At 74.3% G+C, this 14408-nt stretch carries 13 protein-coding genes; 10 read left to right on the top strand and 3 right to left on the bottom strand.

What is annotated here, in order from left to right; translation table 11 throughout:
• Positions 1-15: 15 nt before the first annotated feature.
• Positions 16-480 carry a phage holin family protein gene (locus tag AC0AIB_RS18430; protein ID WP_328343784.1) on the top strand — a complete coding sequence of 155 codons (465 nt, stop codon included), beginning with the start codon at positions 16-18 and terminating at the stop codon, positions 478-480.
• Positions 477-1127 carry a DUF3618 domain-containing protein gene (locus tag AC0AIB_RS18425; RefSeq protein ID WP_328343786.1) on the top strand — a complete coding sequence of 217 codons (651 nt, stop codon included), beginning with the start codon at positions 477-479 and terminating at the stop codon, positions 1125-1127. The genes AC0AIB_RS18430 and AC0AIB_RS18425 overlap by 4 nt, the downstream gene beginning before the upstream one ends.
• Before the next feature lie 122 nt (positions 1128-1249).
• Here AC0AIB_RS18425 and AC0AIB_RS18420 read toward each other — a convergent pair whose 3' ends face one another.
• The 3 genes from AC0AIB_RS18420 to AC0AIB_RS18410 form a co-directional block, all read right to left on the bottom strand.
• Positions 1250-2347 (bottom strand): glycosyltransferase family 2 protein, encoded by a 1098-nt coding sequence (locus tag AC0AIB_RS18420; protein WP_465097128.1) that lies wholly within the window; start codon positions 2345-2347, stop codon positions 1250-1252.
• A 112-nt stretch (positions 2348-2459) separates the two neighbouring features.
• On the bottom strand, positions 2460-3707 hold the full coding sequence (locus AC0AIB_RS18415) for a cytochrome P450 (RefSeq protein WP_328343790.1): 1248 nt from the start codon (positions 3705-3707) through the stop codon (positions 2460-2462).
• Positions 3708-3898: 191 nt separating this feature from the next.
• On the bottom strand, positions 3899-4117 hold the full coding sequence (locus AC0AIB_RS18410; RefSeq protein WP_067312494.1) for a DUF397 domain-containing protein: 219 nt from the start codon (positions 4115-4117) through the stop codon (positions 3899-3901).
• A 66-nt stretch (positions 4118-4183) separates the two neighbouring features.
• Here AC0AIB_RS18410 and pepN point away from each other — a divergent pair, with 66 nt between their 5' ends.
• From pepN to holA, 8 genes are all read left to right on the top strand, one after another.
• Positions 4184-6700, top strand: coding sequence for an aminopeptidase N (gene pepN / locus AC0AIB_RS18405; protein WP_465097127.1), 2517 nt, complete (start codon positions 4184-4186; stop codon positions 6698-6700).
• Positions 6701-6889: 189 nt separating this feature from the next.
• On the top strand, positions 6890-7489 hold the full coding sequence (gene nadD / locus AC0AIB_RS18400; RefSeq protein ID WP_328343800.1) for a nicotinate-nucleotide adenylyltransferase: 600 nt from the start codon (positions 6890-6892) through the stop codon (positions 7487-7489).
• Between the two features lie 107 nt (positions 7490-7596).
• Complete coding sequence (rsfS, locus tag AC0AIB_RS18395) at positions 7597-8001, top strand: ribosome silencing factor (protein WP_328343802.1); 405 nt, start codon at positions 7597-7599, stop codon at positions 7999-8001.
• Positions 7998-8627 carry a histidine phosphatase family protein gene (locus AC0AIB_RS18390; RefSeq protein WP_465097126.1) on the top strand — a complete coding sequence of 210 codons (630 nt, stop codon included), beginning with the start codon at positions 7998-8000 and terminating at the stop codon, positions 8625-8627. The genes rsfS and AC0AIB_RS18390 overlap by 4 nt, the downstream gene beginning before the upstream one ends.
• Before the next feature lie 107 nt (positions 8628-8734).
• The gene (locus tag AC0AIB_RS18385; protein ID WP_328343805.1) at positions 8735-9586 is read left to right on the top strand and encodes a DegV family protein; all 852 of its coding nucleotides are present in this window, start codon (positions 8735-8737) and stop codon (positions 9584-9586) included.
• Between the two features lie 265 nt (positions 9587-9851).
• Positions 9852-10826: a ComEA family DNA-binding protein gene (locus AC0AIB_RS18380; RefSeq protein ID WP_465097125.1), complete on the top strand. Its 975-nt coding sequence runs from the start codon at positions 9852-9854 to the stop codon at positions 10824-10826.
• The gene (locus tag AC0AIB_RS18375) at positions 10823-13213 is read left to right on the top strand and encodes a ComEC/Rec2 family competence protein (protein WP_465097124.1); all 2391 of its coding nucleotides are present in this window, start codon (positions 10823-10825) and stop codon (positions 13211-13213) included. The genes AC0AIB_RS18380 and AC0AIB_RS18375 overlap by 4 nt, the downstream gene beginning before the upstream one ends.
• Before the next feature lie 138 nt (positions 13214-13351).
• Complete coding sequence (gene holA / locus AC0AIB_RS18370) at positions 13352-14332, top strand: DNA polymerase III subunit delta (protein ID WP_465097137.1); 981 nt, start codon at positions 13352-13354, stop codon at positions 14330-14332.
• Positions 14333-14408: the final 76 nt, after the last annotated feature.

The following is a 14408-nucleotide window of genomic DNA, read 5'->3' as shown; positions in this document are numbered from 1 at the left end:
AAGGGAGGCGACGGCATGACCATGCCGACGCAGGGGTCCGGACCGGACTCCGGATACCACCCCGCGGGTGCGCCGCACTCCGCGGACGAGGTCAGGGGCAGTTCGCTCGGTGACCTGATGAGGTCGGTCACCGCCGACCTGTCCACCCTGATGCGCCAGGAGGTGGAGCTGGCCAAGGCCGAGATCCGCCAGGAGGGCAAGAAGGCGGGCAAGGCCGCCGGGCTCTACGGCGGTGCCGGTTTCGGCGGCTACATGGTCGCGCTCTTCCTCTCCATCGCCCTGTGGGCCGGACTGTCCAACGTGTTGGACGCCGGTTGGGCGGGCCTGATCGTCGCCGTGATCTGGGCGGCCATCGCCGCCGTCCTCTACTCGATGGCCAAGAAGAACGCCGCACACGTGCGCGGCCTCAAGCAGACCAACGACAGCGTGCAGCGCATCCCGGATGCGCTCAAGCCGCACCCGGAGGGAGTCACCCGATGAGCACCGATCCCGACCAGATCCGCCGGGAGATCGAGGCGACCCGCAACAGCCTCAGCTCGGACGTGGACGCGCTGGCGTACAAGGTCAGTCCCGGCCGCATCGTCGACTACCGCAAGCAGCGGGCGCGCAGCGCGCTGCAGAATGTGAGGGACAGGGTCATGGGCACCGCTTCCGACCTCGGCCACGGCACCGGTCACGCCGCCCACTCGGTAGGCGACCGCGCCTCCTCGGCGATCTCCGCCGTCGGTGGAAGCGCCCACGCGGCGGCCTCGACCGTCGGTGACGCCGCCCAGCGCGCCCCGCAGGTGATCCGGCGCAAGTCCGAGGGCAACCCGATCGCCGCCGGCCTGATCGCCTTCGGTGTCGGCATGCTGGTCTCCTCCCTGATCCCGGCCAGCCGCCGCGAGCAGGAGCTGGCCGCCCAGGTCAAGGAGAAGGCCGGCGAGCACAGCGGGGCCGTCAAGGAGAAGCTGGGCGAGGTGGCCGGCGAACTCAGGGAAGAGCTGCGCGAGCCGGCCCAGCAGGCCACCGAGTCGCTGCGCAGCACCGCCCAGGACGCCGTGCACGCGGTCAGGGACGACACCCGCACCGCCGCCCACGACGTGAAGGACTCCGCGCAGCAGTCCCGCGAACAGGTCCGCCACTGAGCGGACCCGGTACGACTCGCGGCCACCTCCGGCACCCGCCGGGGCGTGGCCGCGAGCCGCGTCCGGCCGGCGGGGTCAGGGCCGGCCCGCGTGCGGCCGGTGGCCGGTGACGTTCTCGCTGGTCAGCGGCCCCGGGAGGCCGGGTCGGCCCGGATCCAGCGGGTGAGGTCGCTCGGCTCGGCCGGGGTCAGCCGGCGGCGGAGCACCCGCACCGAGTGGGCCGGCCGGCGTACCCGCCGACCCGCGTGACGCACCCCGCCGCGACCTACCCGGCGGGCCAGCGCGAGCCAGCTGCAGGCTCCGCGTTCGAGCAGCCAGAGCGGTGCGGCCAGCACGGTGGTCGGGGGGAACACCGCCGTCCCCCCGGCCCGCCGTCGGCCGACCTCGGCCAGCGCCACCGTGCCGGCCGCCCCGACGGCCAGCAGCCCCGGCCGGCGGGCCACCGCCGCGGCCACCACCCCGGGCAGCACCGCCAGCGCGACCAGCAGCCGCACCGGTCGGGCCAGTTCGTCGTACGCCTGGCGGAACCGCTGGCTCTGGAAGTGCGCGGCGGTCGGTGGCAGCCTCCGGACGTACAGCCCGGCGGGGCTCGCCTCGGTGCCGCCGTACGCCCGCACCGTGCGGACCAGCTCCAGGTTCCCGAAGAGCACGTCCGGGTCGTAACCGCCCATCGCCCGGAAGGTGCTGCGACGCACCGCCAGGGTGCCCGGCCCGTCGGCGCCGAACGCCCGGTTGAGCAGCGTCCGGCCGGTGTCCCACCAGGCGTGCCAGGGCAGCGGATCGAAGTAGTTCTGCGGGCGGACCAGGTCGACGGTGTCCAGCAACCGGTGTACCGCGCGCAGCCCCGCCTCGTCGTACCGGACGTCGTCGTCGGCGATCACCACGTGTTCGTGCCGTGCCGCCGCCACCCCGGTCAGCACCCCGCACACCTTGCCGTTGACCCCGTGCACCGTCGGGTCGGGCGGCAGGTGCCGGAGCAGGCCGTCCCAGCGGGCGGCGTGCCGGGCGAACACCTGTGGTGGGGAGCTGTCGACCACTGTCACGTCGACCAGTTGGCCCAGCTCCCGCAGGTAGCCGGTCAGCTCGTCCAGGCCGGTGTCGTCGGCCTGCCGCAGCGGTAGGACGTACTCGACGGGGAGCCGGATCGGGCCCGGGCGGCCAGCGGGGTGGTGGTCCCGGGTGGTGGTGTGGCGGTCCCGGGTCGCGGCGGTGTCGGGCAACGGTCCTCCCGGTGACGATGGTCCCCGAACATCCCCCACCGAAGGCCGACCAAACCGCGCAGTTTCCACAGGTCCGCGCCGGGTGGCACACCGGGCCCCGGTGGCGGAGCGGTCAGCCGGTCGGGTGGACGCCGGTGAGCACGAGGCCGCTGGGCGGCAGGGTCGGCACCCGGGTCAGGTCCAGGGCCAGGTCCTGCGGCGGCACCCGGTAGTCCATCGCCCCGGTCAGCACCCCGACCGCCTGCTTCATCAGCTCGATAGTGATCCACTCCCCGGCGCAGCGGTGCCCGCCCAGGTGGTACCCCCCGCCCTGCGGCACGAAGCCGTACGGGTCGTCGCGCCAGCCGGCGAACCGCTCCGGGCGGAACCGCTCGGGCTCGGGCCAGAGCCGCGGGTGGTGGTTGGTGCCGTACAGGTCGAGCAGTACCCGGCGACCCTGCGGGAAGTGGTGGCCCTGCCAGTCGAAGGAGTGCCGGACCCGGGCCATGGCCACCGGGAAGAACGGGTAGTAGCGGCGCACCTCCTGGACGAACCACTCGGTCGGCTCGTCACCGGTACGGACCCGTTCCCGCCAGCCCGGATGGTCGTGCAGGGCCAGGGCGGCGAAGACCACGTACCTGTCGACGGCCACCGTGGGGCGCAGCACGTTGAGCAGTTCCACCGCGGCGACCCGGCGGGGGAGCAGCCGGCCGTCGGCAGCCCGGTGCTCGGCGATCACCGCGAGCGCGCTGTCCGCCGGTGCGGGCAGGGTGCCGATCCGGACCCGCTCCACCAGGTCGGCGAGCCAGCGCTCCGCCCGCCGCCGGGCGAGCAGGCCACGCCAGTGCCGAGGCCCCAGCGCGGCCGGTCCGTCGATCATGGCGTGCATCTGCGCGGTACGTCGGCCCACCTCGCTGGTGGGCAACGGCACCCCGGCCCAGGCGCAGACGGCCCGCATGAGCAGCGGACCGACCTCGTCGCCGAGCACCGTCGGCCCGGACCCTGCCCAGCCGGCCAGCCGGGTGTGCCACTCGTCGGCGAAGAGCCGGCCGAGCCGTTGGACGGCCGAGGGCGTCATGATCGACATGAACATGGCCTTGCGGTCGGCGTGGGCCGCCCCGTCCAACCCCTGCACGCCGCCCTGCCCGGTCAGCGTCCGCTGGCCCCGCTTCGGGGCCGCCCCCGCCCGCAGGAAGCGCTCCTGGTCGTAGAAGAGCTCCGCCGCTTCCCGCCCGCGTAGGAAGATCGTCGGTTCCAGCATCAGCCGGGCGGTGAAGATGTCGCTGTCGTAGCGCTCGCAGCGGGTGCTGATGAACCGGTAACCCTCGCGCAGGTACGCCAGCGTGCTCTCCGGGCTGCGGTCGGCCGGGGTGGTGGCCATCTGGCTCTCCTGACGCGGGCTACGGTGGGCGGACCGGCCGACGGGTCGGCCGTGGGTGGTCTACCCGGGTATGGGGGACTGAATCGCTCGCGGCACCCCCGACCGGGGGTTGCCGGCCACCCACCGACCCACCTGCCCGCCGGCACCCCCGGGCGCGGGCGGGTCCCCCGCCCGGGGGCGGCGTCCGACGCTCAGTCCAGGTCGAACTCGCCGTCCTGGGCGCCCGCGACGAACGCGTCCCACTCGGCCTGGGTGAAGACCAGCACCGGGCCGTCCGGCTCGGCCGAGTTGCGCATCCCGATCAGGTCGTCCACGAAAGCCACCTCGACCGCACTGTCGGAGGTGTCCCCCTCGGCTCGCTGCCAGACCGCCCGGGACAGGTCGAAGTCGCCCTTGGGGTGCTGACCCATTGTTGATCCTCCATCGCGACGCGTAAGGGAAGCCCGGCCGGCTCCCCCGTCGGGCAGGATAAGCGGATGCCGAGCCTGACCCGTGTAGAGGCGACCGCGCGTCGCGCACTGATCGATGTCGAGTCCTATCAGGTGGACCTCGATCTGACCGGTGGCGACGACCACTTCCGCTCCACGACCACCATCCGGTTCCGGGCCACCGCAGGCGCCGAGACCTTCGTCGAGGTCAAACCCGCGACGCTCGAGTCCGTCCTGCTCGACGGCCGGGAGCTGGACCCGGGGGCACTCGCCGACGGCCGGTTCCCGCTCACCGGGCTGGCGGCGGAGAACACCCTCACGGTCACCGCCGAGATGGCGTACTCCAACACCGGTGAGGGGATGCACCGTTTCGTCGACCCGGCCGACGGCGAGACGTACCTCTATGCGATGTCCTTCCTGGACGAGGCCCCACGCGTCTTCGCCGCCTTCGACCAGCCCGACCTCAAGGCCCCGGTGACCCTTTCGGTGACCGCGCCGCCGCAGTGGACGGTCGCCGGCAACGGCCCGCTCGTCGCCAACCCGGCCCCGGGCCGCTGGGAGTTCGCCCCCACCGCTCCGCTGGCGAGCTACCTCGTCTCGCTGATCGCCGGCCCCTGGCACGTCCGGCGGGACAGCCATGACGGCATCCCGCTCGGCGTCTACTGCCGGCAGTCGCTGGCCGCGCACCTCGACGCCGACCTCGACGAGATCCTCACCGTCACCAGGCAGTGCCTGGACCGCTTCCACCAGCTCTTCGCCGAGCGTTACCCGTTCGCCAAGTACGACCAGGCGTTCGTGCCGGAGTTCAACGCCGGCGCGATGGAGAACCCGGGCCTGGTCACCATCCGCGACGACGCCGTCTTCCGGTCGGCGGTCACCGACACCGAGCGGGAGCAGCGGGCCACCACGATCGCCCACGAGATGGCCCACATGTGGTTCGGTGACCTGGTCACCATGCGCTGGTGGGACGACCTGTGGCTGAACGAGTCCTTCGCCGAGTACCTGGGCACCCGGGTCACGGCCGAGGCGACCCGGTTCGACCGGGCCTGGACGACCTTCGCGATCCGCCGCAAGGCCTGGGGGTACGCCGCCGACCAGCGCCCGTCCACCCACCCGGTCGCCCCGGAGGAGGTCGCCGACGCCGCCCGCGCCCTGCTCAACTTCGACGGCATCTCGTACGCCAAGGGCGCCGCCGTGCTCCGTCAGCTCGTCGCCTGGCTCGGCGACGACGCCTTCCTGGCCGGGCTCAACCGGCACTTCGCCGCCCACCGCTTCGGCAACGCCACCCTTGCCGACCTGCTCGCCAGCCTCAGTGCCGCCAGCGGGCGGGACCTCACCGACTGGGCCGCCCGCTGGCTGCGCCAACCGCAGGTCAACACGCTGCGGACGGAGACCTCGGTGGACGCCGACGGCCGCTGGACCTCGGTGGCGGTGGTGCAGACCGCGCCGCAGGCGTACCCGGTGCTGCGCCCGCACCGGATCGCCGTCGGCAGGTACACCCCCGACGGCGCGGCCGAACGGGTCGAGGTCGACCTCGACCCGGACAACGACCGGGGCCGCACCGCGCTGCCCGGCCTGACCGGTCAGGCCGCCGACGGTCTGCTGCTGCCCAACGACGGTGACCTGACGTACGCCAAGATCCGGCTCGATCCGGCCTCGGCGGAAGCGGTCGCCACCGTGCTGCCCGGACTCACCGACCCGCTGGCGCGTGCGCTGCTCTGGGAGGAGTCGCTGGACGCCGCGACCGACGGCGAGCGGCCGGTGTCGGCGGTGGTGTCGCTGTTGACGGCGGCCCTGCCCACCGAGACCGAGGTGGCCGTGGCGGAGAGCGTGCTCGCCCGCACCCGCAACCTGGTCGACCGCTACCTCGACCCGCTGGCCCGGGACGCCGCGCTGCTGCGGATCGCCGAGGCCTGCGCCGCGCTGCTCGCCGCCGCTGCGGCCGGTGGTTCGCTGCAACTGGCCGCCGTGCGCGGGTTGCTCTCCGCCACCGCCGACGCCGACCTGCTCACCGGGTGGCTCGCCGGCCGGGACGTGCCCGACGGGCTGGCCGTCGACGCCGAGCTGCGCTGGGCGCTGCTGCGCCGGCTGGTGGTGCTGGGCGCGGCCGGCGAGACCGAGATCGCCGACGAGGCGTCCGCCGACCGCAGCGCCACCGGCGCCGAGCGGGCCACCCTGTGCCGGGCGGCCCGACCCGAGGTGGCGGCGAAGGACGCCGCATGGGAGATCGTCATCCGGGACACCGGCCGGTCCAACCGTCTCGTCGAGGCGGCGGCCGAAGGATTCTGGCAACCGGAGCAGGCCGAGTTGACCGCCGCGTACGTCGACAGGTACTTCACGGAGATGCCGGCGGCGGCGCTTCGGCGTACCCCGTGGGTGGCCGAACAGGTCGCCCGGCTGGCCTTCCCCCGCTACGCCGTGGCGCAGCCCACCCTGGACTCGGCCGCGGCCCTGCTCGGCCGCGACGACCTCACCCCGGGACTTCGCCGGAGCGTCGTCGACGCCGCCGACGACCTGCGCCGGGCGTTGGTCGCCCGGACGGCGGTCGCCGCTGCCGCCGCCTGACCGGCGTGGCCGGGCCGGGTCGGCGGTCGTGGTCCGGCAGCCGGTCGTGGTCCGGCAGCCGGTCGTGGCCGCCGCCGGTCGTGGTCGGGCCTGCTCCGGCCCGGTACCGACCGGCCCGGTCCGGCGGCCTGCGGTGGCGGTACGCCCGGCCCGGGGCGGGACGGGCGAGGGGCGGCCTACGATCATCGGGTGGAGGACGACATCCGGCGGATCGGCATCATGGGCGGCACCTTCGACCCGATCCATCACGGCCACCTGGTGGCGGCCAGCGAGGTGGCGGACCGGTTCGGCCTGGACGAGGTGGTCTTCGTGCCGACCGGTGAGCCGTGGCAGAAGGCGGACACCCCGGTCAGCCCGGCCGAGGACCGTTACCTGATGACGGTGATCGCCACCGCCTCCAACCCCCGGTTCCAGGTCAGTCGGGTCGACATCGACCGCGGCGGCCCCACCTACACCGTCGACACCCTGCGTGACCTGCACCACGAGTACGGCCCAAAGGCGCAGCTGCACTTCATCACCGGCGCCGACGCGCTGGAGCGGATCCTCTCCTGGAAGGACCTGGACGAGATCTTCGCGCTTGCCCACTTCATCGGGGTGACCCGGCCCGGCTTCGCGCTGACCGACGAGCACCTGCCCGCCGACACGGTCAGCCTGGTGCAGGTGCCGGCGATGGCGATCTCCTCGACCAACTGTCGCGACCGGGTGGGCCGCGGCGAGCCGGTCTGGTACCTGGTGCCCGACGGTGTGGTGCAGTACATCGCGAAACGCCGGCTCTACCAGCAGGGATAGTGCCCGGTAGTAGCCATTTCGTCCCCGAAACCGGCCAGAACTGACAAGTCGTCTGTCCGCCGGATGTGAGACGCTTGGAGGGTCGCACGGTTGATCGAAGGAGAACGGTGACAGTTTCCGAACGCGCTCACGAGCTGGCGATGGCCGCCGCCCAGGCTGCGGCCGACAAGAAGGCGCAGGACATCGTCCTCATCGACGTGGGTGAGCAGCTTGCCATCACCGACGTGTTCCTGGTCGCCTCGGCGCCGAACGAGCGTCAGGTGATGGCCATCGTCGATGCCATCGAGGAGCGTCTGCTGGAGCTGCCCGAGAAGGCCAAGCCGCTGCGCCGCGAGGGCGAGCGGGGTGGCCGCTGGGTGCTGCTCGACTACGTCGACATGGTGGTCCACGTCCAGCACACCGAGGAGCGCGAGTTCTACGCCCTCGACCGGCTCTGGAAGGACTGCCCCCAGCTCCCGTTCGTCGACCGTGACCTGGTCGACGCCGACGCCGCCGGTTCCGCCGCCGAATGACCCGCCTGATCGTCTGGCGGCACGGCAACACCGACTGGAACGCCACCGGCCGGGTCCAGGGACAGACCGACGTACCCCTCAACGACCTCGGTCGGGATCAAGCCCGGGTTGCCGCGCCGCTGCTCGCGGCGCTGCGTCCGGACGTCGTCGTCGCCTCCGACCTCCGCCGCGCCGCCGACACCGCCGCCGCGCTCGGCCAGCTCACCGGTCATCCGGTACGTTCCGACGCCCGGCTGCGGGAACGGCACTTCGGGCAGTGGCAGGGCCTGGCCCTGACCGATGCCGCCGACCGGTTCCCCGGCGAGTACGCCCGCTGGCGGGCCGGCGACCCGGACCCGGGAGCGGGCATCGAACCCCTCGACGACCTCGGCAAGCGCGTCGGCGAGGCGCTGCTGGCCGCCGCCGAGCTGGCCGACGGTGGCACCGTCGTGGTCGCCACCCACGGCGGCGCGGCCCGGCAGGGCGTCGGTCACCTGCTCGACTGGGACCACTCCGTGCTGCGCAGCATCGGTTCGCTGGCCAACTGCCACTGGACCGAACTGCGGCGCAACGACGTCCGGGGTTGGCACCTGCGCGCCCACAACGTCGGCCCGATCACCCGGCCGGCGCAGACCGAACCGGTCTGAGTCGGCTGCCCGAACGCCGGACTGCAGGTGCCGGCGCGACCGGGACCTGCCAGCACTGCCGGTGCCGGCGCGGGCGGGCGGTCCCGGCATCGGCTAGCGTGCCGGGCATGCCCGTCGCGGTCGTCACCGACTCCACCGCCTACCTTCCACCCGGGCCGGTGCGGGCGCACCGGCTGACCGTGGTGCCGTTGACCGTCGTGCTCAACGGTGCGGAGGGGTTGGAGGGGGTGGAGACCTTCCCCGCCGACGCCACCCGGGTGCTCGGCGGCCGGCGGGTCTCGGTGAGCACGTCCCGGCCGTCCCCGGCGCAGTTCGTCACGTCGTACCGGCGGCTGCTGGCCGAGGGCGCGGACGGGGTGCTGTCGGTGCACCTGTCGGCCGAGCTGTCCGGCACGGTGGAGGCGGCCCGGCTCGCCGCCGCCGAGGTCGGTGACCGCGTCGAGGTGGTCGACAGCCGGGCCACCGGCATGGGGCTCGGGTTCCCGGTGCTCGCCGCCGCCGCGGCCGCCGAGGCCGGTGCCGACCTGACCGGGGTACGCGCCGCGGCGCTGGCCGCCGTCGACCGGACCACCATCTTCTTCTACGTCGACACGCTGGAGTTCCTGCGCCGGGGCGGTCGGATCAACGCGGCGGAGGCGCTGCTCGGCACCGCCCTGTCGGTGAAGCCGATCATGCACATGCGGGACGGCACGATCGTGGTACGCGACAAGGTGCGCACCGCCAGTCGGGGAGTGGCCCGCCTGGTCGACCTGGCGGTCGAGGCCGCCGCCGACGCCGACGTGGACCTCGGGGTGCACCACCTCGCCGCCCCGCAACGCGCGGAGCAGTTGGTCGAGGTGCTCACCGCCCGGCTCGGTGACCGCCTGCACGACACGTACGTCTCCGAGGCCGGCGCGGTGGTCGCCGCCCACGCCGGACCGGGCCTGGCCAGCGTCGTGGTCCACCGCCGGCCGGACTGAGGCGGGACGGGCGGCGGGCGGCCTTCCTCAACGGGGTCACCCTGCCGGTCGACGGCGGCCGGTCGGCGCTCGGCCTCGACCCGGAATCCTCCTGACGCTTCCTTCCGGCCTGCTGTCGCGAGTGGTGACCCGGGCCGGGTGACCGGGCGGTGTCCGCCATAGCAGATCGGGGCATGATCAGGCGGTTGTCCACAACGGGCGCCGTTGTCCACAGCCGACCTCCCGACGACTGAAGGGGAGCCGTCCGCCGTCCTAGCCTCACGCCGTGTCAGAGGACGAGGAGACCGTGGTGCGGCGACGGCTGCACCGGCTGACGGACGGGTTGTCGACGGCGGAGTGGCCGACGGGGTCCCCAACCCCGCCAGCCCACCCACAGCGTCCGGCGGGCCGGCGGGCCGGGCACCGCGCACCGCCGCAGGACCGGGCGGGTGACGTGCCGCCCCTCCGCCCGCCCGCTGACCCCGGCCTTCGTGATCCCGGTTCTCTCGACGCCGACCGGCCGCGTGACGTCGAGGCCGTCCACCCCGCTCGGGCCGGGCAACCCGGCCTCGACCGGGCGTACCACCCCGATGGGGACGACACGCTCGCCGGCGGCCACCTGTCCGGGCCCGGTGTCTTCGACCCCGGCCGGCGCGGCGTCCGGGCGTTGGCCGCCGTGGCGGTGGTCGTGGTGCTCGGCGCGGCGTTCTGGGCCTGGCGGTCCCGCCCGCAGGCCGAGCCGGTGCGCTCGGCGCCGACGGTGGCCGGGCCGGAGTCCTCCGGCGGGCCTGCATCGGGCCCGGCCCCGAAGCCGACCGGTGAGCTGGTGGTGGCGGTGGCCGGCAAGGTACGCCGTCCCGGGCTCGTCCGGGTGCCGGCGGGGGCGCGGGTCGCCGACGCGGTCGAAGCGGCCGGCGGTGCCCTGCCCGGGGTGGACGTGGCGCTGCTCAACCCGGCCCGGAAGGTGGCCGACGGGGAGTTGGTCCTGGTCGGGGTCACCGCACCACCCGGTGCCGCCGGGGAAGGTGGTGCCCCGGCCGGGCCGGCGGCGGGCGGGGTGGTGCCGGGTGGCCGGGTCAACCTCAACACCGCCACGTTGGCGCAGCTCGACGCGTTGCCCGGGGTCGGCCCGGTGCTCGCCCAACGCATCCTCACCCACCGCGACCAGCAGGGCGGCTTCCGCAGCGTAGGCGACCTGCGCCAGGTCGACGGCATCGGCGACGCCCGGTACGAACAGCTCAAGGACCTGGTGACGGTGTGACCGGCGGCCCGATCCTGGACGGCGCGGTCGCCGCCGACCGGGCTCCCGACCTGCGCCTGGCCGGGCTGACGGTGGCCGCCTGGTTGGCGGCGCTGACCTGCCTGCACCTCACCGCCCGGACGGCGGTCCTGCTCGCCGTCAGCGCCGCTGTCCTCGCCGCCCTGCTCGCCGCGCATCTCCTCGCGATGCTGGGCAACCCGACCACGCCGGTCCGACGGCACGGCTGGATCGCCGTCGCCGTACTGCTCGGGGTGGTCTGTGGCAGCACCGTCACCGCGGCCCGCCTGCACGTCCGCGATGCCGCCCCGCTGCGCGCCCTGGTCGACGACCGGGCCCGGGTCACCGCCGGCCTGGTGCTCCGCGACGATCCCCGTCCGGTACGCGGGGCACCCGGCCGACCGGCGACCCTGCTCGTCACGGCGGAACTGACCGCGCTCACCGACCCCGAGGGCCACCGCCTGCGGGTTCCGGTACGCCTGCTCGTGCTCGCCACCGACCCGGCCTGGCGGGGACTGCTGCCCGGGCAGCGGCTGACCGCCCAGGGCCGGTTGGCCGCCCCCCGGGGCGGCGATCTCACCGCGGCCGTGCTGACCGTGACCGGTCCGCCGGTCCGGCACGGGCCCCCGCCGTGGCTCCAACGCGCCGCCGGCACCCTGCGGGCAGGTCTGCACCGGGCGTGCGCACCGCTCCCACCCGAGCAGGGCGGCCTGCTGCCCGGCCTGGTCGTCGGCGACACCAGTCGACTGCCGGCCACCGTGGAGGAAGACTTCCGGGCCACCGGGATGACCCATCTCAACGCGGTGTCCGGCTCGAACGTGGCGATCGTGGTCGGTGCGGTGCTGTTGCTGGCCCGCTGGGCCCGGGCGGGCCCCCGGCTGGCGGCGGTTCTCTGTGGGCTGGCACTGATCGGCTTCGTCGTCCTGGTCCGCCCCTCGCCCAGCGTGGTGCGGGCGGCCACCATGGGGGCGATCGGGCTGGCCGCGTTGGCCGTCGGGCGTCCCCGGGCGACGCTGCCGGCGTTGGCCGCGGCGGTGGCCGTGCTGGTGCTTGTCGACCCGGAGTTGGCCGGGGACGCCGGTTTCGCGCTGTCCGTCCTGGCCACCGGTGGGTTGCTGCTGCTCGCCCCCGGCTGGCGGGACGGGCTGCGCCGCCGGGGCGTACCGGCGGGGTTGGCCGAGGCACTGGCCGTCCCGGCGGCGGCCCAGCTCGCCTGCGGGCCGGTGGTGGCAGGCATCTCCGGCACGGTGAGCCTGGTGGCGGTGCCGGCCAACCTGCTGGTGGTGCCGGCGATCGCCCCGGCCACCGTGCTCGGGGTGGCGGCGGCCGTCGTCTCGCCGGTGTGGCCGGCCGGGGCCGGATTCGCCGCCTGGTTGGCGAGCTGGCCGGCCTGGTGGCTGGTCACCGTGGCCCGGGTCGGGGCCCGGCTACCGGCGGGCACCCTGCCCTGGCCGGGTGGGGTCCCGGGCGCGATGCTGCTGGCCGGGCTGACGCTGGGGCTGCTGCTGGCGGTCCGCCGTCCGCTGGTTCGTCGGCTGGTGGCGGTCGGCGCGGTGGCGGTGGTGCTGGGCGCCCTCCCGGTCCGGCTGATCGCCAGCGGGTGGCCGCCGGAGGGCTGGGTGGTGGTGGCCTGTGCCGTCGGCCAGGGCGATGCCATCGTGCTACCGGTGACGTCCGGCCGGGCGGTGGTGGTGGATGCCGGCCCGGAACCATCGGCGGTGGACGGTTGCCTGCGCCGGCTCGGGGTACGAGAGGTGTCGTTGCTGGTGGTGAGCCACTTCCACGCTGACCATGTGGGTGGTGTCGCCGGGGTGTCGCGGGGCCGGCGGGTGGCCATGGTGCTCACCCCGGCGATGGCCGAGCCGGCGGCGGGTCTGGAACTGGTGACGGCCGCCGTCGGGACCGCCAGGCGGGTGGTGCCGGCGGCCGGTTGGTCGTACCGGTCCGCGGGGGTCGACCTTGTCGTTCTCGGGCCGCCCCATCCCATGCGGGGCACCCGGTCCGACCCGAACAACAACTCGCTGGTGCTACGGGCCTCGGTGGCCGGCGTACGCATCGTGCTGCCGGGGGATGCGGAGACGGAGGAGCAGCGGGCACTGCTGGACCGGGTTCCGCCGGAGACGCTGCGGGCCGAGGTGCTCAAGGTGGCCCACCACGGCAGCGCGTACCAGGATCCGGGTTTCCTCGACGCGGTACGGCCGGCCGTGGCGCTGGTGCCGGTGGGGGTCGACAACGACTACGGGCATCCCAGCCCGGTGATCCTCGACCGGCTCGTCCGGTCCGGCACACGGGTGCTGCGTACCGACACCGACGGCGACGTGGCGGTGGTGGTCCGGGCCGGCGGTCGACTGGCGGTGGTCGAGCGAGGTCTGCCACCCGGCCGCAGGTGACCGACGGCGCACTGCACCCTGCGATGCATCGCGACCTTAGTCCAATAAAAATGGTAAATGTCCATATTTGCGCTGAGTGCGGGGTGGGCCGTCGCGGTCGCCGACGAGCAGACCCGATCCCCTGCCGGCCGTGCCAAGATGAGCGACGTGACCGGCGTCGACCTTGCTCCTATTCTGCTCGTCCTCGGCGACGAGGAGTTGCTCGCCACGCGCGCGGTGACCGACGCCGTGACGAAAGCCCGTGGCGTCGACCCGGACGTCGACGTCCGGGAGTACCAGGCCGGGGCGTTGGCGGTGGGCGAAATCGACGAGATGCTCAGCCCGTCGCTGTTCGGTGGGCGGCGGGTGCTGGTGCTCCGGTCCGCCCAGGACGCCCGTAAAGACCTGGTCACCGCGCTGCTCGGCTACGCGAAGAACCCCGATCCGGACGTCCAGCTGGTGGTGCTGCACCTGGGCGGGGGCAAGGGCAAGGCGTTCGCGGACGGGCTGCGCGCCGCCGGTGCGACGGTCGTCCCGGCAGCGAAGTTCAAGGGGCACCGTGAGCGGGTGGCATTCGTCCGCGACGAGATCCGCAGGGGCGGCGGAAAGTGCACCGACGACGCGGCCGATGCGCTGATCGCTGCCGTCGGGACCGACCTGCGGGAGCTCGCTGCCGCCTGTTCGCAGCTGATCGCGGACACCGACGGGCGGATCGGCGCGGAGACGGTGGCCCGCTACTACCGGGGCAGAGTCGAGGTGAGCGGCTTCACGGTCGCCGACGCCACGATGATCGGCGATGTCCCCGCCGCCCTGGAGGCACTGCGCTGGGCGCTACACGTCGGGGTCGATCCGGTGCCGATCGCCGACGCCCTCGCCGACGGGGTCCGGACGGTGGCGCGGGTCGCCGCCGCCGGCCGGGGCGATCCGTACCAGCTGGCCAGCACCCTCGGCATGCCCGCCTGGAAGATCAAGAATGCTCAGCAGCGGGCCCGGGGGTGGACGCCGGAGGGCCTGGTCGAGGCGATGCGGGCGGCAGCGGAATGCAACGCGGCGGTCAAGGGCGGCGCCGACGATCGGGGGTACGCGCTGGAGAAGGCGGTCTTCTCGGTCGCCGCCGCCCGGCGAGGCAGCACCAGGTGACCGGCGCGGCCCGTCGGGTGGCTGACCCGGCCCGTCGGGTGGCTGACCCGGCCCGTCGGGTGGCTGACCCGGCCCG

It is taken from the genome of Micromonospora sp. DSM 43699, assembly GCF_055517075.1.
The sequence above is the reverse complement of the archived record's forward strand: the minus strand, read 5'-3'. Positions and strand labels throughout refer to the sequence as shown.